This window comes from Streptomyces sp. BE303 (genome assembly GCF_036290945.1).
Taxonomy (GTDB): Bacteria; Actinomycetota; Actinomycetes; order Streptomycetales; family Streptomycetaceae; genus Kitasatospora.
This window is the reverse complement of record NZ_JAQYWZ010000723.1, coordinates 49,832-70,623: the sequence shown is the minus strand read 5'-3', so window position 1 is coordinate 70,623 and position 20,792 is coordinate 49,832. Positions and strand designations below refer to the sequence as shown.

17 protein-coding genes and 1 riboswitch are annotated in these 20,792 nt (G+C 73.9%); of the genes, 11 read left to right on the top strand and 6 right to left on the bottom strand.

The genetic code is table 11. The features are described from left to right. The first annotated feature begins 28 nt into the window (after positions 1-28). Entirely contained in the window at positions 29-1,228 is a 1,200-nt protein-coding gene (locus PUR56_RS21795; protein ID WP_329950146.1) for a GDSL-type esterase/lipase family protein, read from the top strand. 89 nt (positions 1,229-1,317) lie between these two features. Here PUR56_RS21795 and PUR56_RS21790 read toward each other — a convergent pair whose 3' ends face one another. Then, positions 1,318-2,676, bottom strand: a complete 1,359-nt coding sequence (locus tag PUR56_RS21790; RefSeq protein ID WP_329950145.1) for an NAD(P)/FAD-dependent oxidoreductase — start codon at positions 2,674-2,676, stop codon at positions 1,318-1,320. Positions 2,677-2,957: 281 nt separating this feature from the next. Between PUR56_RS21790 and PUR56_RS21785 the strand changes: the two genes are divergently transcribed. From PUR56_RS21785 to purB, 4 genes are all read left to right on the top strand, one after another. Beyond that, a complete protein-coding gene (locus PUR56_RS21785; RefSeq protein ID WP_329950144.1) occupies positions 2,958-3,713 on the top strand; it encodes a HipA family kinase in 756 nt (251 codons plus the stop codon). Next, complete coding sequence (locus PUR56_RS21780) at positions 3,710-4,126, top strand: DUF3037 domain-containing protein (protein ID WP_329877905.1); 417 nt, start codon at positions 3,710-3,712, stop codon at positions 4,124-4,126. Before PUR56_RS21785 ends, PUR56_RS21780 begins: the two co-directional genes overlap by 4 nt. 83 nt (positions 4,127-4,209) lie before the next feature. Then, positions 4,210-4,659, top strand: coding sequence for a MarR family winged helix-turn-helix transcriptional regulator (locus PUR56_RS21775; RefSeq protein WP_329877903.1), 450 nt, complete (start codon positions 4,210-4,212; stop codon positions 4,657-4,659). Between the two features lie 297 nt (positions 4,660-4,956). Next, a complete protein-coding gene (gene purB / locus PUR56_RS21770; RefSeq protein ID WP_329950143.1) occupies positions 4,957-6,387 on the top strand; it encodes an adenylosuccinate lyase in 1,431 nt (476 codons plus the stop codon). A gap of 28 nt (positions 6,388-6,415) precedes the next feature. Here purB and PUR56_RS21765 read toward each other — a convergent pair whose 3' ends face one another. Next, complete coding sequence (locus tag PUR56_RS21765; protein WP_329950142.1) at positions 6,416-7,966, bottom strand: DHA2 family efflux MFS transporter permease subunit; 1,551 nt, start codon at positions 7,964-7,966, stop codon at positions 6,416-6,418. 308 nt (positions 7,967-8,274) lie between these two features. Further along, a riboswitch (cyclic di-AMP (ydaO/yuaA leader) is annotated at positions 8,275-8,438 on the top strand. 3 nt (positions 8,439-8,441) lie between these two features. Between PUR56_RS21765 and PUR56_RS21760 the strand changes: the two genes are divergently transcribed. Continuing rightward, positions 8,442-9,464 (top strand): LysM peptidoglycan-binding domain-containing M23 family metallopeptidase, encoded by a 1,023-nt coding sequence (locus tag PUR56_RS21760; RefSeq protein ID WP_329950141.1) that lies wholly within the window; start codon positions 8,442-8,444, stop codon positions 9,462-9,464. A 540-nt stretch (positions 9,465-10,004) separates the two neighbouring features. On the opposite strand, the gene PUR56_RS21755 is transcribed toward PUR56_RS21760, so the two are convergent. After that, positions 10,005-10,724: a DUF2470 domain-containing protein gene (locus PUR56_RS21755; protein WP_329877895.1), complete on the bottom strand. Its 720-nt coding sequence runs from the start codon at positions 10,722-10,724 to the stop codon at positions 10,005-10,007. Positions 10,725-10,998: 274 nt separating this feature from the next. Here PUR56_RS21755 and PUR56_RS21750 point away from each other — a divergent pair, with 274 nt between their 5' ends. After that, positions 10,999-12,291 (top strand): MFS transporter, encoded by a 1,293-nt coding sequence (locus PUR56_RS21750; protein WP_329950140.1) that lies wholly within the window; start codon positions 10,999-11,001, stop codon positions 12,289-12,291. A gap of 83 nt (positions 12,292-12,374) precedes the next feature. On the opposite strand, the gene PUR56_RS21745 is transcribed toward PUR56_RS21750, so the two are convergent. Genes PUR56_RS21745 through PUR56_RS21735 form a run of 3 tightly spaced genes read right to left on the bottom strand, consistent with a single transcriptional unit; the run spans position 12,375 to position 14,885 of the window. Further along, positions 12,375-12,782, bottom strand: coding sequence for a RidA family protein (locus tag PUR56_RS21745; RefSeq protein ID WP_329950139.1), 408 nt, complete (start codon positions 12,780-12,782; stop codon positions 12,375-12,377). A 25-nt stretch (positions 12,783-12,807) separates the two neighbouring features. Further along, positions 12,808-13,560, bottom strand: coding sequence for an IclR family transcriptional regulator (locus PUR56_RS21740; RefSeq protein ID WP_329877889.1), 753 nt, complete (start codon positions 13,558-13,560; stop codon positions 12,808-12,810). Continuing rightward, on the bottom strand, positions 13,557-14,885 hold the full coding sequence (locus tag PUR56_RS21735) for a sugar kinase (RefSeq protein WP_329950138.1): 1,329 nt from the start codon (positions 14,883-14,885) through the stop codon (positions 13,557-13,559). The genes PUR56_RS21740 and PUR56_RS21735 overlap by 4 nt, the downstream gene beginning before the upstream one ends. Before the next feature lie 177 nt (positions 14,886-15,062). On the opposite strand from PUR56_RS21735, the gene PUR56_RS21730 reads away from it, so the two are divergent. The 4 genes from PUR56_RS21730 to PUR56_RS21715 all read left to right on the top strand — a co-directional run bounded on the left by PUR56_RS21730 (position 15,063) and on the right by PUR56_RS21715 (position 20,663). Beyond that, positions 15,063-16,388, top strand: coding sequence for an alanine racemase (locus tag PUR56_RS21730; RefSeq protein WP_329950137.1), 1,326 nt, complete (start codon positions 15,063-15,065; stop codon positions 16,386-16,388). A gap of 47 nt (positions 16,389-16,435) precedes the next feature. Then, entirely contained in the window at positions 16,436-18,064 is a 1,629-nt protein-coding gene (locus tag PUR56_RS21725) for an N-acyl-D-amino-acid deacylase family protein (protein ID WP_329950160.1), read from the top strand. Next, entirely contained in the window at positions 18,061-18,753 is a 693-nt protein-coding gene (locus PUR56_RS21720; protein WP_329950136.1) for a bifunctional 4-hydroxy-2-oxoglutarate aldolase/2-dehydro-3-deoxy-phosphogluconate aldolase, read from the top strand. The genes PUR56_RS21725 and PUR56_RS21720 overlap by 4 nt, the downstream gene beginning before the upstream one ends. A 314-nt stretch (positions 18,754-19,067) precedes the next feature. Beyond that, positions 19,068-20,663 (top strand): alpha-amylase family glycosyl hydrolase, encoded by a 1,596-nt coding sequence (locus PUR56_RS21715; RefSeq protein ID WP_329950135.1) that lies wholly within the window; start codon positions 19,068-19,070, stop codon positions 20,661-20,663. The last annotated feature ends 129 nt before the right edge of the window (positions 20,664-20,792 follow it).

Here is a 20,792-nt window from a genome sequence, read left to right as displayed (position 1 = left end):
GGGCGAGACCGACCGCAGGAGTTCCGCCGTGCCCGAAAACCGTTCGAGCATCATCCGCAGGACCACCTCCTGGAGCGGGCGGCTGCTCACCGCAGCCCTCGCACTCCCGCTGGCCACCGCGCTGACCACCGCGCCGGCGGTCGCCGCCCCGGCGTCCCCCACCGGCGCGGTTCTCGCCGGGCAGACCGCCAGCGTCACCCTCGGCGACAGCTACATCTCCGGCGAGGCCGGCCGCTGGAAGGGCAACTCCGTTGCCTCCGGCGGCAGTCGGGCCGGAACCGACCGGGCCTGGAGCGGCAGCGCGGCCGACCCGGCCAGGATCTACGGCGCCACCCACGCGAGCGGGTGCGACCGCTCGGACGTGGCAGAGGTGCGCAGCGCACCGACCGTGGCCCAGGTCCAGATCAACCTGGCCTGTTCGGGTGCCGTCGCCGAGAACGTCTTCCGCGCCGCCGCCGGCGGCCGGTCCTTCAAGGGCGAGGCCCCGCAGGCCGACCAGCTCGCCGCCGTGGCGAAGCAGTACAGCGTCAAGCTGGTCACGCTGTCGATCGGGGGCAACGACCTCGGCTTCGCCGACGTGATCGAGACCTGCGTCGCCGACTACCTCGTCTGGTTTTCCTACTGTCACGACGACCAGCAGGGCGAGGTCGACGCTCGGATGCCGGCGGCGATGGCCGGGGTCGGCAAGGCGGTGGACGAGATCCGCACCGTGATGGCGGCTGCCGGGTACGGGAGCGGCGACTACCGGATCGTGCTCCAGTCCTACCCGTCGCCGATCCCGAGGGCCGCCGAGATCCGTTACCCGGAGAGCGGCTGGAGCCGGTCGGACACCGGCGGCTGTCCGCTCTGGAACGGCGACGCGGACTGGGCGCGGGACTCGCTGGTGCCGCAGATCTCCCGCTCGCTGGCCGGGGTCGCGGCGGCCAAGGGCGTGCAGTTCCTGGACCTGGCCGACACGCTGCAGGGGCGCGAGGTCTGCTCGAAGGCGACCCGGCAGGCCACCTCGACCAGTGCGCCCTCCGCCACCACCAGTGAGTGGGCGAGGTTCCTGGACGGCGGGCTCAACACCTCCCAGGGCGCCCTCCAGGAGTCCCTGCACCCCAACTACTACGGGCAGTTGGCTCTCGGGCGATGCCTGACCCTGCTGTTCGCCAGGCCGAGCGGCAACTGGGCCTGCCGCAACACGGCGGGGCAGGACGCCGGCGGGATGTACCTGACCGCGAAGTAGCGTGCGGTGAAAGGCCGGCGCCCCTCCCGCGACGGCCGTCGCGGGAGGGGCGCCGGCGCCGGCCGGACCGCGCGGACGCGGCCGGGCGGTCAGCCCTTGGCGAGCAGCGCCTGGGCGTGCGCCTTCACCTGATCCTTCGTCAGGTAGGCGTCGGTGTACTCGAAGTCGCGCAACCGGGCGGGCTGGCGGGCCAGGAACCCGGTGCGGACGAAGTCGTCACCGGCGGTCGCGTTGAGCAGCCAGTTCGCGCCGACCCGGAACTTGGCGGCGTTGGTGCGCATCGCCATCAGGTGGTACCCGCGTGCCACCACCTGGGCGGGCACCCCGCGCAGTTCCACGCCGATCGGCTTCGACACGGCGTCCTTGCCGCCGAGGTCCACGACCAGGCCCAGGTCCTTGTGGTAGTAGGGCTCCAGCGGCTGGTGGCGGAGGGCGGCGATCACGTTGCCGGCCACCGCCCGGCCCTGACGCGCCGAGTGCTGGGCGGTCGGCGGGCAGACCGCACCGTCGCCCTTGGCGAGGTCGGGCACGGCGGCCGCGTCGCCGAGCGCGAAGACGCCCTCGAACTGCGGCACCCGCATCTCCGCCGTCACCGCGATCCGGCCCCGCACCGTCTCCGCGTCGAGGGTGCCGATCAGCGGGCTGGCCGCGACGCCCGCCGTCCAGATCAGGGTCCGGCAGGGCAGCACCCGGCCGTCGGTGAACTTGACCGACTCGGCGCCGACCTCGGCCACCGAGACGCCCAGCGAGACCTCGATGCCGCGCCCGCGCAGGACCTCCAGGGCGGCGATGCCGAGCGCGTCGCCGAGTTCGGGCATCAGCTTCGGGGCGATGTCGATCAGGTGCCACTTGATCTGCCGGGCGTCCAGCCGCGGGTAGCGGAGGGCCGCCGCCGTGGTGAGCCGTTGCAGACAGGCGGCGGTCTCGGTGCCGGCGTAGCCGCCGCCGACCACCACGAACTGGAGCCGGGACTCGCGCTCGCGCTGGTCCAGCGTGGCGGAGGCGAGGTCGAGTTGGGCGATCACGTGGTCCCGGACGTACGTCGCCTCGGCGAGCGTCTTCATCCCGCGCGCGTAGTCGGTCAGGCCGGGGATGTCGAAGGTGCGGGTGACGCTGCCGGGGGCGAGGACCAGGTAGTCGTACTTCAGCGCCACCACCTCGTCGGTGATCTTGCGGACCACGCAGACCTTGGACCCGGGATCGACGCCGATCGCGCCGCCGGGGACGATGTGCGTCCGGCGCAGCGTCCGGCGCAACGAGACGGCCACCGACTGCGGGGTGAGCACGCCGGCCGCCACGTGCGGCAGCAGGGGCAGGTACAGCTGGTAGCTGAATGGTGTGACCAGTGAGATCTCCGCCTCCGAGGGAGCGAGCTTGCGCTCCAGACGGCGCGCGCACTCCAGCCCGGCGAAGCCGCCGCCCACGATCAGGATCCGGGGTCGTTCCATCGTGCGTCCCTCACAGTGCATGTCGTTCAGTCACGGTGTCGTTCAGTCACGGTGCGGGCCGAGTCGGTGCCGGTCGAATCGGCGCAGTTCACAGCGGTGCAGGTCACGGCAGTACAGGTGCCAGGTGGTGCCGGTGGTGCCGGTGGTGCCGGGCAGGCGTCTACCCCGCTACTGTCCGCCACACTCGCACGGAGCAGCACGGGCTGCCACCGGGACGACCCGGGCGGGCGAGCATGCCGAGCGACACCCGCCCCGTGCATATGCCGGATAGGCTGTCGGCCGTGCTCCCCGAGGTGACGGCGGTCCGTTATGTGACGCCACTGCGAGAAGGCGGCTCGATGCCGGGCCTGGTCGAGGCCGACGACCGGCGGCTCTACGCGCTGAAATGGGTCGGTGCCGCGCAGGGCCGCAAGGCGCTGGTCGCGGAGGTGCTGGCCGGGGAGCTCGGCCGGCGGCTCGGCCTGCCGGTGCCCGAACTGGTCACCGTCGACCTGGACCCGGTGCTGGCGCGCAGCGAGCCGGACCCGCAGATCCAGGATCAGATGAGGGCCAGCGGCGGGGTCAACCTGGGCATGGCCTTCGTCAGCGGTGCGCTCAACTTCGACCCGGTCTGCTTCGAGGTGGACTCCGGACTGGCCGGTCAGGTGCTCTGGTTCGACGCGCTGATCGGCAACGTCGACCGCTCCTGGCGCAATCCCAACCTGCTGGTCGCCACCGGCGGGCTGCGGCTGATCGACCACGGCGCCAGCCTGATCTTCCACCACCACTGGCCCGGCGCCGCTGCCTGGATCCGCCGGGCGTACGACGCCTCCGACCACGCGCTGCTGCGCGCCGAGCCCGACCTGCTCGCGGCCGACAAGGTGCTCGCCCCGCTGGCGGAGTCGGCGATCGGGGAGGCGGTGGCGCGGATCCCCGACGTCTGGCTGGCGGACGAGCCGGGGTTCGACTCGCCCGAGGCGGTGCGCGCCGCGTACCGCGCCCAGCTGACCGAGCGACTGGCCGGTCCGCGGGACTGGCTGCCGGAGGTGTCCGCATGACCGGTCCGATCCGGTCGGCGCTGCCGGCCGTCGCCGAGCTGCACGACTACGAGTACGCGGTGATCCGGGCGGTGCCCCGGGTGGAGCGCGGCGAGTGCGTCAACGTCGGCGTGCTGCTGTACTGCCGGCAGAGCGCCCACCTGGCGGCGCGGACGCACCTGGACCAGGCGCGGCTGCTGGCGCTGGACCCGGTGGTCGACGTCGCCGGGGTGCGGCGGGCGCTGCACGGGATCGAGGTGGTCTGCCAGGGCGGGCCGCAGGCCGGTCCGGCGGCGGCGGACAGCCCGGGTCAGCGGTTCCGCTGGCTGACCGCGCCGCGCAGCGCGGTGGTCCAGCCGGGGCCGGTGCACACCGGGCTGACCGCGGACCCGGAGGCCGAGCTGCGGCGGCTCTTCGACCAGCTGGTGCTCTGACCGGGCGGCCCGCGCTCCGGGCGGCAGGTCTTTGCCGTGCTCAAAGCTTGAGTTACTGAAGCACTCGGTCGTACCCTGACCTCATGGGTTCGACAGCGACGACGACCGTACCGACCAACGGCGAGCTGATGGAGGCACTGGCCGCCGTCGGCGCCGCGTACTTCCAGGACTTCGCGGCCGCCGCGTCCCGGCACGGTCTCTCCTCCTCGCAGGCCAAGGCGCTCGGCGCCGTCCAGGAGCCGGTGCCGATGCGCGCGCTGGCCGGCCGCCTCGGCTGTGACGCCTCCAACGTGACCGGGATCGTCGACCGTCTGGAGTCGCTGGGCCTGGCCCACCGCGAGGCGGCGGCCGGGGACCGGCGGGTCAAGATCGTCGTCATCACCGAGCAGGGCCGGGAGATCCTGGGGCTGATCCGGGGCGAGATGATCCGGACCCACCAGGCCATCGGGACCATGACCGACGAGCAGCGGGTGGCGCTGCACTCGGTCTGCGTCCAGGTGCTCCCGGTGCTCAGCGGCCGGGCGGCTCCCTGAGCCCTCCGCGACTCCCGGGGGCCCTCCGCGACTCCCGGGCGCGCCCGGCGCGACCGCTGCCCCCGTTTCCGTCGGCCCCGGGCCCGGCCCGGGCCGCTCCGTCCGCTCCGTCCGGTCCGTCCGGTCCGTCCGGTCCGTCCGGTCCGTCCGCTCCGTCCGGTCCGTCCGGTCCGTCCGGTCCGTCCGGTCCGTCCGGTCCGTCCGGCCCGTCCGGCCCGTCCGGCCCGTCCGGCCCGTCCGCCGTGGCCGCCGGACCGGCGCGGTTCCGGCTGACCTCGGCTGTTAGGCTTGCGAAGCGTGAGCGCGAAGCCCCAGATCCCCAATGTCCTGGCCTCCCGGTACGCCTCGGCGACCCTGGCCCAGCTCTGGTCCCCCGAGCACAAGGTGGTGCTTGAGCGCCACCTCTGGCTTGCCGTCCTGAAGGCCCAGCAGGACCTCGGCGTCGAGGTGCCGGCCACGGCCGTCGCCGACTACGAGCGAGTGATCGACCAGGTCGACCTCGCGTCGATCGCCGCCCGCGAGCGGATCACCCGGCACGACGTGAAGGCCCGCATCGAGGAGTTCAGCGAGCTCGCCGGCCACGAGCAGATCCACAAGGGGATGACCTCCCGCGATCTGACCGAGAACGTCGAGCAGCTGCAGATCCGGCAGTCGCTGGAGCACGTGCGCGACCGCGCCGTGGCCGTCCTGGTCCGGCTGGGCCGTCTCTCCGCCCAGCACGCCGAGCTGGTCATGGCCGGCCGCTCGCACAACGTGGCCGCGCAGGCCACCACCCTGGGCAAGCGCTTCGCGACCGTCGCCGACGAGCTGCTGGTCGCCTTCCGCCGCCTGGAGGAGCTGATCGCCCGGTACCCGCTGCGCGGGATCAAGGGCCCGGTCGGCACCGCCCAGGACATGCTCGACCTGCTCGACGGCGACACCGACAAGCTCTCCGAGCTGGAGCGCCGGGTCGCCGCGCACCTCGGCTTCGACAACGTGCTCACCAGCGTCGGCCAGGTCTACCCGCGCTCGCTGGACTTCGAGGTGCTGACCGCCCTCGTCCAGCTGTCGGCCGCGCCGTCCAGCCTGGCCAAGACGATCCGCCTGATGGCCGGCCACGAGCTGGTCACCGAGGGGTTCAAGGAGGGCCAGGTCGGCTCCTCCGCGATGCCGCACAAGATGAACACCCGCTCCTGCGAGCGCGTCAACGGCCTGGCCGTCATCCTGCGCGGCTACGCGTCGATGACCGCCGAGCTGGCCGGCGACCAGTGGAACGAGGGCGACGTCTCCTGCTCCGTGGTCCGCCGGGTCGCGCTGCCGGACGCCTTCTTCGCGTTCGACGGTCTGCTGGAGACCTTCCTGACCGTCCTCGACGAGTTCGGCGCCTTCCCCGCCGTGATCGAGGCCGAGCTGGACCGCTACCTGCCGTTCCTGGCCACCACCAAGGTGCTGATGGGAGCGGTCCGCGCGGGCGTCGGCCGGGAGGCCGGCCACGAGGTCATCAAGGAGCACGCCGTCGCCTCCGCGCTCGCGATGCGCGCCGGCGCCCGGGAGAACGAGCTGCTGGACCGCCTCGCGAACGACGAGCGGATCCCGCTGGACCGGGCCGCGCTGGACGCGCTGCTGGGTGACCGGCTCTCCTTCACCGGCGCCGCCGGTGCCCAGGTCGCCGAGGTCGTCCGGCAGATCGAGGCGGTCGCGGCCGCCCACCCCGAGGCCGCCAAGTACGCTCCGGGCGACATCCTCTGACGTTCCGTCAGGCTGGTCCGGCGTCTCGTCAGGCGTCCGGCCGGGGCCCCGTCACCGTACCGGTGGCGGGGCCTTCGCCGTGCTCGGACGCCTCCGGCGCGTGGCCCGGATCCAGTGGCGGTGCGCCGGTGGCGCAGGCGTACCGGCAGTCCGGCTCGGCCACCGGGTGATCCTCCGGCGCCAGGACGTTGCCGTGCACGGTGACCAGCGCGGTCAGCCCGCCGGCCACCAGCAGCCCGGCGCAGATCAGCATCGCGGTGCGGAACGCCGCGTCCACCGAGGCCGGCACCTGGTAGGCGTCGCCGCTCAGCCCGGCCAACGACGGCAGGGCGGCGACCGCGAGCAGGCCGGCGGCCCGGGCGGCGGCGTTGTTCACGCCGCTGGCGATCCCCGCGTGCCGTACCTCCACCGCCGCCAGCACCGTCGCGGTCAGCGGTGCGACCAGCAGCACCATCCCGCAGCCCATCACCGTGACGGCCGGCAGCACGTCCGTCCAGTACGAGGCGTCGGGGCCGATCCGCAGCATCAGCAGCACGCCGGCGGCGCAGAGCAGCGGGCCGACGGTGAGCGGCAGCCGGGGCCCGATCCGCTTGCCCAGCCGTCCGGCCCGCGCGGAGAGCGCCAGCATCAGCACGGTGATCGGCACCAGGGCCACCCCGGAGACCAGGGGGGAGAAGCCGGAGACGATCTGGAGCTGCACGACGAGCAGGAAGAAGACCCCGCTGAACGCCGCGTAGACGGCGAGGGTGACCAGGTTCACCGCCGTGAACAGGCGTGACGAGAAGAGTCCGAGCGGCAGCATCGGCTCCGGCGTGCGGCGCTCGACCAGCACGAAGGCCACGCCCAGCAGCAGCCCGGCCGCCCCGGTGAGCCAGACCCCGGGGGAGAGGCCCTCCCCGGCGGCGGTCAGCGCGTAGGTGAAGGTCCCCAGGGCCACTGCGGCCAGCACCGCGCCGAGGACGTCGAACCGGCCGGTCGAGGACTCGTCCCGGCTCTCCGGCACGTGTCGGGCGGTCACCGCGACGACCAGCGCGGCCAGCGGGACGTTCAGGAGGAAGATCCACCGCCAGCCCGGCCCGTCCACCAGCCAGCCGCCGAGGAACGGTCCGACCGCCGCCGACACCCCGCCGAGGCCGGACCAGAGGCCGACCGCGGCGGAGCGGTCCTCGGGGTGGAAGACCGCCTGGAGCATCGCCAGTGATCCCGGGGTGAGCAGGGCCCCGCCGACGCCCTGCACCGCGCGGGCGGCGACCAGCACCTCGATGGTGGGCGCGGCCGCGCAGGCCGCGGAGGCGACGGCGAACCAGACCACGCCGAGCAGGAAGATCCGGCGCCGGCCGTACCGGTCCCCGAGCGCGCCGCCGAGCAGGATCAGCCCGGCCAGGGTGAGCAGGTAGGCGTTGAGCGTCCACTGCAGGGCAGCGAGCGGGGCGTCGAGATCGGTCCCGATCCTGGGCAGCGCGACGTTCACGACGGTCCCGTCGAGCATCGCCAGGCTGGAGCCGAGCACCGTCGCCAGAAGTACCCAGCGACCCTGCGCGGTGCCCAACCGCAGGATGCCGGCCTCGGAGGTGGCCACGGCATGATCGTCCGCCCCGGGGGTCGACGTGACAAGGGTCACCGGGGGCGTGTCGGCGGATGGCTTTCCGTGAGTGATCGTGTGCGGACCGGTCCGGAAATCGGCGGAGGGTCGTGGATCAGTGGCACGCCGTGAATCGATTGTGTGCGTACTGTGCAGCCGATCATTCGGAGCGTGACGGCGGTCCGGTGTTTTGTTGCGAGTTCAAGAGATCGACATTGCTTCACTCGGACGGATGAGTTTTAGTTCAGCGACCGCCCGGCGTCAGCCCGGGTGGCCACCGGGTGGAACGCCTAGTCCTGCCGCTGCCCGGTGGTACGCAACGAACTCTGTTCGGCAGGAGCGGGGGACCCAAAGGTAAGTCGCCGGACCGGAATTCGCGGTCCGGCTTGGGGTGAAGCCGCCTAGATGCGGCCGGGCAACTCCAGCCCGAACCCGACAGCTCACCTCGTAGGCGTCGGAGAGGACATCAGCCATGGCCGCACAGGCTCGTCGTATCGCCCTGCCCCGCGCCGTCCGCATCGGTATCGCCACCGCCGTCACCGGCGCCGCCTTCGCCCTCCCGCTGGTCACCACCGTGAGCGCCCAGGCCCACGAGGCTCCGGCCGCCAAGCCCCACCAGACCAGCACCTGGAACGGCGCCGCCAGCGTCGACGCCGCTCCGGCCGCCGCTCCGGCCGCCGAGACCGCCCCGGCCGCCGCGGCCGAGGAGACCTACAAGGTCGCCGGCGGGGACACCCTGTCGAAGATCGCCGACGCGAAGAACGTCCAGGGCGGCTGGGAGGCCCTGTACGAGCACAACCGCTCGGTCGTCGGCGCCAACCCGAACCTGATCTACCCGGGCCAGCAGCTCGCACTCGGCGGCAAGGCCGTCGAGGCCGCCAAGCCGGCCGCGCCCGCCGCCAAGCCGCAGGTCTCGCAGGACTCGGTGAAGCCGGCCGCCAAGCCCGCCGCCCCGGCCGCGAAGCCCGCCGCCCCGGCCGTCAAGCCGGTCGCCCCGGCCGCGAAGCCCGCCGCGCCCGCCGCCAAGCCCGCGCCGGTCCAGGCCGTGAAGCCCGCCGCCCCGGCGCCGGCTCCCGTGGTCGCCTCCTCCGGCTACGTCGCCCCGCTGGCCGGTACCAAGCTCGGTACCGCCTACGGTGTCGCCGGTTCCATGTGGTCCTCCGGCCACCACACCGGTGTCGACTTCTCCGCTGCCACCGGCACCCCGCTGCGCGCCATCGCGGCCGGCACCGTGGTGAAGGCCGGCAACGGCGGCGCCTACGGCAACGAGGTCGAGATCAAGCTCGCCGACGGCAAGTACGCCCAGTACGCGCACCTGTCCTCGATCGCGGTGAAGGTCGGTCAGACCGTCACCGCCGGCCAGCAGATCGGCCTCTCCGGTGCGACCGGCAACGTGACCGGCCCGCACCTGCACTTCGAGATCCGCACCGGCTCGGAGTACGGCTCGGACATCGACCCGATCGCCTACCTGCGGGCGCACGGCGTCTCGATCTGATCGAGCACCAGAACCACCGCTGGGTGCGGGGTGAACGACCTCCCGGAATGGTCATGTCGGGTGACCGCTTGACCGGGTGATCGCCGCACCACCAGTGGATCCACGGGCGCGGGACACGCCCGTTGGGCCGGCCCGGTTCGCGAGACCTCCTCTCGCGAACCGGGCCGGCCTTTGTCGTTTTTGCCCCGGGGGGGGGGATCTTTCCGGTGGCTTGTCCGCCCGGCCGGATTCCCGCCGAATTCAGGCCGAATCCCGAAGGATTCCGGAAGGATTCCGGAAGGGGCTCGGTGAGAGTTCGGGAGGGGTTTCCGGGCGAACGGATCGTTCGGGTGCCGTCAGCGGCGCGGGGCGGTGGTGCCGGTCGGCAGGGTTCGCCGGAGTGTGCGGCCGCCGGGGACGCGCGGGTGGGCGCGGTCGACCCGGTGGACGCTCGCCGAATCTCCCGGCCGACCGGTTCCGCGGCATGGGTGACCGGCGGTGCGCGGCCGGCCGTCAGCGGCCGGGCCGGGCGGGAGAGTCGGGCCGGGGGTAGGACGGGGGTCAGCGCCGGTGCGCGGGCTCGGCCTGCTGCGCGGCGGTCAGCAGCTGGTGCACGCGGTGGCCGAAGTCGTCGGCGTCGTGGGCCGGTTCGGGGAAGACCAACCGGACGTCACGGTGGCCGTGCGCGTGGTCGAGGCGGAGCACCAGGCCGTACCGGTCGAGGGCGAGCGGCCGGACGTCGGGGTGGTCGACGAGCAGCTCCGGGTCGAGGAGGCGGGTGAGCACCGCGAGGGCGTCCGGGTGGTCGTCGGCGAGGTGGGTGAGCATGCCGGCCTCGTAGCGGGCGAGCGGGTCCGGGGTGGCGAGGGCGAGGTCGGCGCCGGTGAGGGCGCTGGTGCCGTACGGGGTGGAGAGGACGGCGTGGGCGACGTCCAGGCGGAGGTGGACGCTGAGGCCGTCGTCGGCGAGGTGGGCGAGGTGGAGGCGCCCGGCCAGGGTGAGGCGTCCGCGGACCCGGTCGCGGACGGCGACCGGCGCGATGTCGGTGAGGTCGAGGACGACGGGGAGTCCGTCCTGCTCGCGGACGGTCGCGAGGGTGAGCGGGGCGTCGAGCGGGGCGCGCAGGCGGAGCCTGGAGCCGTGGACCGAGACGGGGGTGGTGAGTTCGTGGTGCTCGCCGAAGGCGCGGACGACGACGGAGGAGGCTGCGCAGAGCAGGCTGCCGACCCGTTCGGCGGCGGTGGGCTCGGGGACCTCGGCGTCGATGGGGGTGGGGTTCATGGCAGCCTCCGGCTAGTTAGGTGAGGCTAACCTAATGACTTGCGCTGCGTGAGGCAAGGTGACGCGGGCCGTCGCGTGCGGGGGGTGGTGACGAGTCACCGAAGGGGGAGTGGGGCGAAGTTGCCGTGGGAGGTGTTTGTAGGCGGCCGTCTATATGCCGCGCTTGCAAGTATCCGGCGAGCGGTCGTATTGTCGACGCTGGTAGTTGCACGCGCAATGGTTTGGTGTGCGGCTGACCGGTACCCCTGCAACGCTCCGGAAAGCGGTCCCTCTCATGCCTCTCGCGCTCCTGGCGCTGGCGATCAGCGCCTTCGGCATCGGCACCACCGAGTTCGTGATCATGGGCCTGCTGCCCGAGGTCGCCGGCGACTTCTCGGTGTCCATCCCCACCGCCGGCCTGCTCATCTCCGGCTACGCGCTCGGCGTCGTCGTCGGCGGGCCGCTGCTCACCGTCCTCGGCACCCGCGTCCCCCGCAAGGGCATGCTGCTGATGCTGACCGGCCTGTTCATCGTCGGGAACCTGGTCTCCGCGATGGCCCCCGCCTTCGGGCTGCTGATGGCCGGGCGGATCCTCGCCGCCTTCGCGCACGGCGCGTTCTTCGGCATCGGTTCGGTGGTCGCCGCCGACCTGGTCGCCCCGCACAAGAGGGCCGGCGCCATCGCCCTCATGTTCACCGGACTCACCGCCGCCAACGTGCTCGGCGTCCCGATGGGCACGCTGCTCGGCCAGCACTTCGGCTGGCGTTCCACCTTCTACGTGGTCGCCGCGCTCGGGGTGATCGGCTTCGCAGGCATCGCCGCGCTCGTCCCCGTCCAGTCCCGGCCGGAGGGGGCCCGGCTCGGCGCCGAGCTGGCCGTCTTCCGGACCCCGCAGATCTGGCTCGCGCTGACCATGACGGTGCTCGGCTGGGGCGGTATCTTCGCGATGTTCACCTACATCACGCCGATGATGACCGAGCTCGCCGGCTTCTCGCCGTCCGGCGTCACCTGGCTGCTCTTCCTCTTCGGGGTCGGCCTCTTCGTCGGCAACCTGCTCGGGGGCTGGTTCGCCGACCGCGCGCTGATGCGCAGCCTCTACGTGATCCTCGCGGTGCTCACGGTGCTGCTGTTCGCCTTCACCTTCGCCGCGCAGAGCCGGGTCGGCGCGATCGTGGCCATCCCGCTGATCGGGGTGTTCGGTTTCGCCACCGTCGCCCCGCTGCAGAAGCGGGTGATGGACCAGGCGGCGGGCGCGCCCACGCTCGCCTCGGCCGCGAACATCGCCGCGTTCAACCTGGGCAACGCGCTGGCCGCCTGGCTCGGTGGGCTGGTCATCTCGGCCGGGCTCGGCTACCAGGCGCCGAACTGGGTGGGCGGACTGATGGCCGTCGCGGCGCTCGGTGTGGCCGTGCTGTCCGGTGCTCTGGACCGGCGTGCGGGCCGGAGCGGCGGCGGCCGGGTGGTGGCGGCGGGGGGACCGGCCTCCGGCGGGGTGGCAGCCGCTGCCGGTCCGGACGGCGCGGTGACGGCTTCCGCGTCGGCCCCGGTGGCGGGGCCGACGGAGCGCGCGGTGGCAGCCGGGAGGTGAGCCACGGCCACGCGGCCAGGCGGAAGGGCCCGGACGAGTGTCCGGGCCCTTCCGCCTGGCCGCCTGGCCGCCTGGCCGCGTGATCAGCCGACGACGGCCTGGGCGTCGATCTCGACCAGCATCGGCTCCTGCGGGAGCTCGGCGAAGATCGTGGTCCGGCAGGGCTTCACCCCGCCCGGACTGATGTTCTCGTCGATGAACTCGGCATAGACCTCGTTCATCAGCGGGAAGTCGGCACGCTTGGTGAGGTAGACGCGGAACATCACCACGTCCTCGATCGTGGCGCCGCCCGCCTCGACGATCGCCTTGACGTTCTCCAGCGTCCGCCGGGTCTGGGCCTTCACGTCGCCGTGGAACAGGTACTCGCCGGTGGCCGGGTCCTGCGGGCCCTGACCGGACACCTGGAGGATCGGGCCCTTGCGGACGCCCTGGGAGAACATCCACGCCGGGGCGGGGGCGCCGTCGGTCCGGATCTCGGTCTTGTCGCTCATGCGCTTCCTTCGTTGCGGTGATTGCTCAGGTGGTCGGCGGCGTCTGGCCGCAGTCGGCGGAGACGGCGCGGGTGGTGGCGAGCAGCTGGGGCAGCAGCTCCAGCACCTGCTCGTACGGGAGGACGACGTCCGGCACCGAGATCGAGGCGGCGGCGACCACCCGGCCGCTGGCGTCCCGGATCGGTGCGGCCACGCAGTTGATGAACGCCTCGTGCTCGGCGTGGTCCTGCGCCCAGCCCTGGACGGCGACCTTCTCCAGTTCGGCCAGCAGTGCCTCGGGCGTGGTCAGGGTGCGGGCGGTGTGCGGGGTGAAGTCGATCCCGGCCACCACCCGGCGGCGCTCCGGCACCGGCAGGTCGGCCAGCAGCACCTTGGAGACCGCGGCGCTGTGCAGGGCCGCGCGCAGGCCGATCCGCGAGTACATCCGCACCGGGTGGCGGGAGTCGTACTTGTCGATGTAGACCACCTCGCCCCCCTCGTACGCGGCCAGGTGCACGGTCTGGCCGGTGGCGGCGTTCAGCTCGGCCAAGTGCGGCGCTGCGATCCGGCGGACCCCGCGCTGCTCCAGCGCCAGGCCGGAGAGGGCGAAGAGTCCGGCGCCCAGGTGGTAGCGGTACGCCGGATCGCGGTAGACGAATCGTTCCTCTTCGAGGCTCTGGAGCAGCCGGAGCACGGTGGTCTTGTGCACGCCGAGCACCTCGGCGAGCTGGTCCAGCGAGCGCTCGCCCTCGCCGAGCTCGGCGAGGATGCGCAGGGCGCGGGTGACGGTCTGGCTCATCGTGCTCCAAGGGCCGGGGAGGCGGCCGGTCGGGGGTCGGCGGCACCGCCCCCCGGCGCCGGCGCGGCCGGAGCGGGCGTGGCCGCCGCGGGTGTCGCCGTGGCGGGCGCCGACACGCTGGAGGCCGGGGCGGTCCGTGCGACCGCGGGCAGTACAGGGGACACGATGCCATCCGCCGACACCCGGGTGGACGCCCAGTCCTCCGGGGAGGCGGCGAGCAGGGCGGCGACCACCGGCTCCGGGGGCAGCTCGGCCTGGTCGCCGTCGGCGGTCAGCGCGCACGCCGCGCTCAGGTGGCCGAGTCGCAGACGGCGCCGCTGGTCGAGGCCGCGCACCGTGCCGGCCAGGTATCCGGCGGCGAAGGCGTCGCCGGCCCCGGTCGCCTCGACCACCTCGACGGTGAGCGCCGGCTCGCTGACGGTGCTCCCGTCCCGCTCCAGGGCGGTGACCAGCCGGGCGGCGTCCTTGACCACCAGGGTGGCGGGGGAGGGGAACCGGCGGCGCAGCTCGTGCGGGTCGCCGATGCCGAACGCGGCCTCGGCCTCGTCGGCGCCGATCAGCAGGAGGTCGGCGGCGTCCAGCAGCGGCGGGAGCACCGAGACGTCGCGGTCGCGCCAGAGCGCCGGGCGCCAGTTGAGGTCGAAGCTGACCAGGCGGCCCGGGCGGCGGTCGGCGAGCAGGGCGCGGAGCAGGGCCAGGCAGTCGTCGGAGAGCGCCGCGGTGATGCCGGAGAGGTGCAGCAGCCGGGCGCCGGCCAGTAGCCGGGCTGCGGCCGGGTCGGCGAGCAGGGCGGGGGAGAGCGCGGCGGCGGCGGAACCGCGCCGGTGGTAGTGGAGCCGGCTGCGGCCGGGACCGAGGTCGAACCGGTCGCCGGTGGAGCCGCCGATCTCCTTGAGGTAGAGGCCGGTGGGGCGGTGCGGATCGACGGCGACCGCCGAGACGTCCACCCCGCGTGCGGTGAGCTCGCCGAGCAGGCGGCGGCCGAAGCCGTCGTCGCCGACCCGGCTGATCCAGGCACTCGGCACGCCCAGCGCGGCCAGGGCGCCCGCCACGTTCGACTCGGCCCCGCCGACGGATAGTCGGAACGCCTCCACCGACTCCAGAGGGCCGGGCCGGTCGGGCAGGAGGACGGCCATCGACTCGCCCACGCAGACGGCGGCCGGGGTGGCGGGGTCGCCGTCCCGGACGTCCCCCGGGGCGGGCGCGGCGGAGCCGGCCGGGGTGGCCGGCTCGGCCACTGCGGGCCCGGCCGGGTCGGGTCCGGCCGCCGCCGGGCCGCCGAGCGGTGGGGTGCCCGGGCTCACGGCGGCGTCCTGTCGTGGCATCTGCTGGGCTCCTCGGGGTGCTGCGGCCGACCGGGTGGGGGTGCTGCGGCCGACCGGGTGGCCCGCCTGCCGGGGGCGACCGTCGTTGACCTTCGTCCGGCGCCGATGCTAGAACCGTGCTGCCAGCATGTGCAACCCTCGTTGCGTATGTTGCAACACGGCAAATGGAGGAAGACGGTGGACCAGACCTTCGCAAGCAGCGGCACCGGGCCGGGCATCGACACCGGGGCGGTGGCGGCGCTCGCCGACGAGACGCTCGACTGGCGGTTCAAGGCGCTGCCGCCGGCAGCCTGGGGCCTGAGCGTCCGCGACTACCTGGCCACCGGCCCCGCCCTCGCCGACCTCGGCACCCCGCTGCTCACCCTCGACGCCGGCGCGCTCGACCACAATCTGCGGACCATGGCCGCCTGGTGCGCCGAGGCGGGCGTGGCGCTCGCCCCGCACGGCAAGACCACCATGGCCCCCGCGCTGTGGCAGGCCCAGCTGGCCGCGGGAAGCCACGGCATCACCCTCGCCAACCTGCCGCAGATCAGGGTGGCGCGGGCCTTCGGCGTCCAGCGGGTGCTGCTCGCCAACACCCTGCTCGACCCGGCCGGCCTCGGCTGGCTGGCCGGCGAACTGGCCGCCGACCCGGCCTTCGCCTTCACCTCCTGGGTGGACTCCGCCGCGAGCGTCCGGCTGATGGACGAGGCGCTGCGGGCCGCGGGCGCCGAGCGCCAGGTCGAGGTGATGGTCGAACTCGGCGGCCCGGGCGGGCGCACCGGCGCCCGCACCGTCGACGAGGCGGTCGAGATCGCCGCCGCCGTGCTGCGCGCGCCCACCCTGCGACTTGCCGGGATCGGCGGCTACGAGGGCGCGCTGGCCCATGACGCGAGCGAGGACGGGCTCGCCGCCGTCCGGACGTACCTGCGGACCCTCGCCGAACTGCACGGACGGCTGGCTAGCGCGTACGCCGACGGCTCGGCGCCCGTGGTCACGGCCGGGGGGAGTGCCTACTTCGACCTGGTGGCCGAGGAGTTGGGGGCCCTTCCGGAAGCCTTCGTGGTGCTCCGTTCCGGTGCGTACATCGCCCACGACGACGGCTTCTACCGGGGGATCTCCCCGCTCGCCCGGGCCGCCGGCGCCGCGGGTGGGACGGACGCCGGTGGGGCGCCGCTGCGCAGTGCGCTGCACGGGTGGGCCCGGGTGGTCTCCCGGCCGGAACCGCACCTGGCGCTGCTGGACGCCGGCAAGCGCGACCTGCCGTTCGACGAAGGGCTCCCGGAGCCGCAACGCGTCCGGGGCGGGGCGGAGTTGACCGGGACCGCGGCGCGGATCACCGCTCTCAACGACCAGCACGCCTTCCTGCGGGACGCGGGCGACCTCGCGCCGATCGGTGCCGTGCTGAGGCTGGGCGTCTCGCACCCGTGCACCGCCTTCGACAAGTGGGCGCTGATCCCGGTGCTCGACGACGCCTCGGCGGCCGAGCCGAAGGTCACCGGGCTGGTCAGGACGTTCTTCTGATGAGCCGGGAGCAGGGGCCGGGCGGCGAGGGCGAGCCGGCGGGCCGGATGGACCGCGGCCACGGGCCCGGTGCCCGCGAGGTGGTCTTCAAGGGGGCCACGGTCATCGACGGCACCGGCGCCGAACGGTACCGGGCCGACGTCCGGATCGCCGACGGAGTGATCGCCGAGATCGGCCGCGGTGTCGACGGGGCGCGGGTGGTGGACGCCGACGGGCTGGTGCTGGCTCCCGGGTTCATCGACATGCACGCCCACTCCGACCTCGCCCTGCTGCTCGAACCCGAGCATCCGGCCAAGGTCACCCAGGGTGTCACCTGCGAGGTCCTCGGCCAGGACGGCCTCTCCTACGCCCCGGTCGACGACCGTACGCTGCCTGCCCTCCGCCGCCAGATCGCCGGCTGGAACGGCGACCCGGAGGACTTCGACTGGGACTGGCGGACGGTCGGCGGCTACCTGGACCGGCTGGACCGGACCGGTCCCGCCGTCAATGCCTGCTACCTGGTGCCGCACGGATCGCTGCGGATGCTCGTCGTCGGATGGGAGAACCGGGCCCCGAGCGCCGCCGAACTCGACCGGATGCGCGCGCTGTTGGCCCAGGGGCTGGCCGAGGGCGCGGTCGGGATGTCCAGCGGGCTGACCTACACGCCCGGGATGTACGCCGACACCGCCGAACTCGTCGAGCTCTGCCGCGTGGTCGCCGAGTACGGCGGCTTCCACGCCCCGCACCAACGCTCCTACGGGGAGGGAGCGTTGGAGGGCTACGCGGAGATGGTGGAGATCGCCCGGCGTTCCGGCTGTCCGCTCCACCTGACCCACGCCACGATGAACTTCGGCGTCAACCGGGGACGGGCCGGCGAACTGCTCGACCTCGTCGACCGGGCGCTCGACGACGGGGTGGACCTCACCCTGGACAGCTACCCCTACCTGCCCGGTTCCACCACACTGGCCGCGCTGCTCCCCAGTTGGTCCACCGAGGGCGGCCCGCGCGCCACCCTCGACCGGCTGGGCGATCCCGCGGTGCGCGAGCGCATCCGGTACGAGGTGGAGGAGAAGGGCAGCGACGGCTGTCACGGGGTGGTCACCGACTGGGCCACCGTCCAGCTGTCCGGCGTCCGGAACCAGGAGCTGGCCGACGCCGTCGGCCGGTCCGTGGCCGAGCTCGCCGCCGAGCAGGGCCGCTCCGGGACGGAGGTCTTCCTCGACCTGCTGCGCCGCGACGAGCTGGCCACCACGATCCTCCAGCACGTCGGCCACGAGGAGAACGTCCGGGCGATCATGCGCCACCGTGCGCACACCGTCGGGAGTGACGGGCTGCTGGTCGGGGCCCGGCCGCACCCGCGTGCCTGGGGCACCTTCCCCCGCTACCTGGCCCGTTACAGCAGGGAGGCGGGCGTGCTCACGCTGGAGGAGACGATCGCCCGGATGACCGGCCGGCCCGCCGCCCGGCTCCGCCTGGACCGGCGGGGCCGGATCACCCCGGGCCACCACGCGGACCTCGTCCTGTTCGACCCCGAACGCGTCCAGGACGCGGCCACCTTCGACCAGCCGCGGCGGCCCGCCGTCGGCATCGAGCACGTCTACGTCAACGGCACAGCCGTCGTCCGGCAGGGCCGCACCACGGGCGCGCGCCCGGGGCGGGCCCTGCGCCGAACCGCACGAGGAACCCGAGCCGCATGAACTCTCAGCCCGTCACCGTCGATTCCGCCGCCCCGGTCGGTCCGGTTGCCGCCGACCCCGCCGTGCTCGCCGCCACGCGCGCGGCGCTGGCCGCCGAACCGGTCATCGCCGTCGTCCGTGCCCCCCGGATACCGGACGCCGCCGCGCTCTGCGCCGCGCTCGCCGAGGGCGGCATCACCTGGACCGAACTCACCTTCACCACACCGGACGTGACGTCCCACGTCGAGCAGGCCGCGCGTGCCGGCTGGCGGGTCGGGGTGGGTACGGTGCTGACCCCGGAGCAGGCCGGGCGGGCGCTCGACGCCGGTGCCTCCTTCCTGGTCACCCCCGGTCTGCGGCCCGAGGTGGCGCACGCCGCGCACGCCGCCGGGGTGCCGGTCGTCCTGGGTGCGCTCACCCCGACCGAGGTGGCCCTGGCGGTCGACCTGGGCGCCGCCGCCGTGAAGATCTTCCCCGCGCGGGCGTTCGGTCCCGGCTACTTCAAGGACCTCCGCGGCCCGTACCCGGACGTTCCGCTGGTCGCCTCCGGAGGCGTCAACGGGGGCAACGCGGGCGAGTTCCTGGCCCAGGGCGCGCTCGCGGTTTGTGCCGGGACGGACGTGGTGCCGCCGGACGTGGTCGCGGCCGGGAACTGGGCGGAGATCACCCGGCGGGCGAAGGCGTTCACGGCGGCCTGCGCGGCGCGGTAGCGGACGGCGGGGCGGGCTCCGAGGCTCCGCAGCTCCGCAGCTTTGATGCTTTGAGGCTTCAAGGCTGCGGAACTGCGGGTCGCGGGGGTGCGGAGGGTGGGCGGAGCGGTCCGGGAGGGGTGCGGGGCGCGCGGGGAGGGGGAGCGGGAGGGCGCTGAAGCGGCGCGGGAGGAGTGCGGGACGACCCGGGGGCTCCTCCCGCCACAGGCCCCGGAGGCCCGCTTCGGCGCCGGGAGTGGTCGCTGCGGACTGTTGGGACGGCCGGGATTCAACGAGAATCGAGAGCCCCCGGCACCCGGCAGGAGGATCCACCCATGACCTCGACCCGCCCCGGCCCCGACTGGCTGGCCGACGCCGTCCTCTACCAGATCTACCCGCAGACCTTCGCCGACTCGGACGGCGACGGAATCGGCGACTTCACGGGCGTCACCGAGCACCTCGACCACCTCTCGTGGCTGGGCGTCGACACGGTCTGGCTCAACCCGTGCTTCGCCTCGCCGTTCCGCGACGCCGGGTACGACGTCGCCGACTACCTGACGCCCGCGCCGCGCTACGGCACCACGGAGGGCCTCGCCGCCCTGGTCGAGGCCGCGCGGCGCAAGGGCATCCGGGTCCTGCTGGACCTGGTCGCCGCCCACACCTCCGACCGCCACCCCTGGTTCCTGGCCTCGGCCGAGGACCCGTCCGACCACCGCTACATCTGGTCCGACGGCCCGGTGGACGGCTTCGTCGCCTCGCCCGGCGGCCGTCCCGGCTGGTACCGGCCCAACTTCTTCGACTGCCAGCCCGCACTCAACTTCGGCTACGCGCGCGAGAGTGCCGACCAGCCCTGGCGGCAGTCGGTGGACGCCGAGGGGCCGCGTGCCAACCGTGCCGCGCTGCGCGAGATCATGGACCACTGGCTCGGCCTCGGCCTGAGCGGGTTCCGGGTCGACATGGCCTCCTCGATGGTCAAGGACGACCCCGGCTTCACCGAGACCGGCAAGCTCTGGAGCGAACTGCGGGACTGGCTCGACCGCACCCACCCGCAGGCGGCCCTGTTCGCCGAGTGGGGAGAGCCGGCCGCCGCCGTGGCAGCCGGTTTCCACGCGGACTTCTTCCTCCAGTTCGGCGGCGCCGACCAGGGGTTGCCACTGCGTTCGCTCTGGAACAACAACGCCGGAACGGTCGAGGAGTACTGGAAGCAGGGGCCCTGCTACTTCGAGGCCGAGGGGCGCGGCACGCCCCGGGTCTTCCTGGACGCCTGGCGCTCCGCCGCCGAACTCACCGAGGGCGCCGGTTACATCGCACTCCCCACGGCCAACCACGACTTCTCCCGGCTCGCCACCGGACCGCGCACCGCGGAGCAACTCGCTCCGGCCTTCGCGCTGTTGCTCACCTGGCCCACGCTGCCGGCGGTCTACTACGGGGACGAGATCGGCATGCGGTACCTGCCCGGCCTGCCGGACGTCGAGGGGAGCGTGCTCGGCCCGCAGTACAACCGGGCCGGCTCGCGCACCCCCATGCAGTGGGCGCCCGGCCCGAACGCGGGCTTCTCGACGGCTCCCGCCGAGCGGCTCTACCTGCCGGTCGACCCCGACCCGCACCGGCCCGACGTGGCCACCCAGCGGGCCGACCCGACCTCGCTGCTGCACACCGTCCGGCGGCTGATCGCGCTGCGCCGGGCGCACCCGGGGCTGGGGGCCACCGGCTCCGTGGAGGTCCGGCACGCGGGCTACCCGCTGGTCTACACGCGCGCCGGGCGGTACCTGGTGGTGGTCAACCCGCGGCGGGAGCCGGTGGTGGTGGAGCTGGGCGGGGCCGTACCGGAGGGCCGGGCGGTCCGGCCGCTCGACGTGCAGGGGGTGCGGGTGGTGAGCGGGGAGCTGCGGGCGGACGGCTTCTCGTACGGGGTGTTCGAGCTGGTCTGATGCCGCGGGCCGGGGCGGCCGGTCGGTCGGGCGCCCGGTCGGGCAGCCGGTCGGCGGCGCGTGGCGCGGGCGGGGTGCCGTGGTGGATCCGGCGGGCAGCACCCCGGCCACGGAGCCCCCGACCTCGGG

Coding starts and splice junctions, on each gene's coding strand:
- PUR56_RS21790 (WP_329950145.1), bottom strand. CDS start 2,676: ATGGAACGACCCCGGATCCTGATCGTGGGCGGCGGCTTCGCCGGGCTG.
- PUR56_RS21780 (WP_329877905.1), top strand. CDS start 3,710: ATGACCGGTCCGATCCGGTCGGCGCTGCCGGCCGTCGCCGAGCTGCAC.
- PUR56_RS21775 (WP_329877903.1), top strand. CDS start 4,210: ATGGGTTCGACAGCGACGACGACCGTACCGACCAACGGCGAGCTGATG.
- PUR56_RS21760 (WP_329950141.1), top strand. CDS start 8,442: ATGGCCGCACAGGCTCGTCGTATCGCCCTGCCCCGCGCCGTCCGCATC.
- PUR56_RS21755 (WP_329877895.1), bottom strand. CDS start 10,724: ATGAACCCCACCCCCATCGACGCCGAGGTCCCCGAGCCCACCGCCGCC.
- PUR56_RS21750 (WP_329950140.1), top strand. CDS start 10,999: ATGCCTCTCGCGCTCCTGGCGCTGGCGATCAGCGCCTTCGGCATCGGC.
- PUR56_RS21745 (WP_329950139.1), bottom strand. CDS start 12,782: ATGAGCGACAAGACCGAGATCCGGACCGACGGCGCCCCCGCCCCGGCG.
- PUR56_RS21740 (WP_329877889.1), bottom strand. CDS start 13,560: ATGAGCCAGACCGTCACCCGCGCCCTGCGCATCCTCGCCGAGCTCGGC.
- PUR56_RS21735 (WP_329950138.1), bottom strand. CDS start 14,885: ATGCCACGACAGGACGCCGCCGTGAGCCCGGGCACCCCACCGCTCGGC.
- PUR56_RS21725 (WP_329950160.1), top strand. CDS start 16,436: ATGGACCGCGGCCACGGGCCCGGTGCCCGCGAGGTGGTCTTCAAGGGG.
- PUR56_RS21720 (WP_329950136.1), top strand. CDS start 18,061: ATGAACTCTCAGCCCGTCACCGTCGATTCCGCCGCCCCGGTCGGTCCG.
- PUR56_RS21715 (WP_329950135.1), top strand. CDS start 19,068: ATGACCTCGACCCGCCCCGGCCCCGACTGGCTGGCCGACGCCGTCCTC.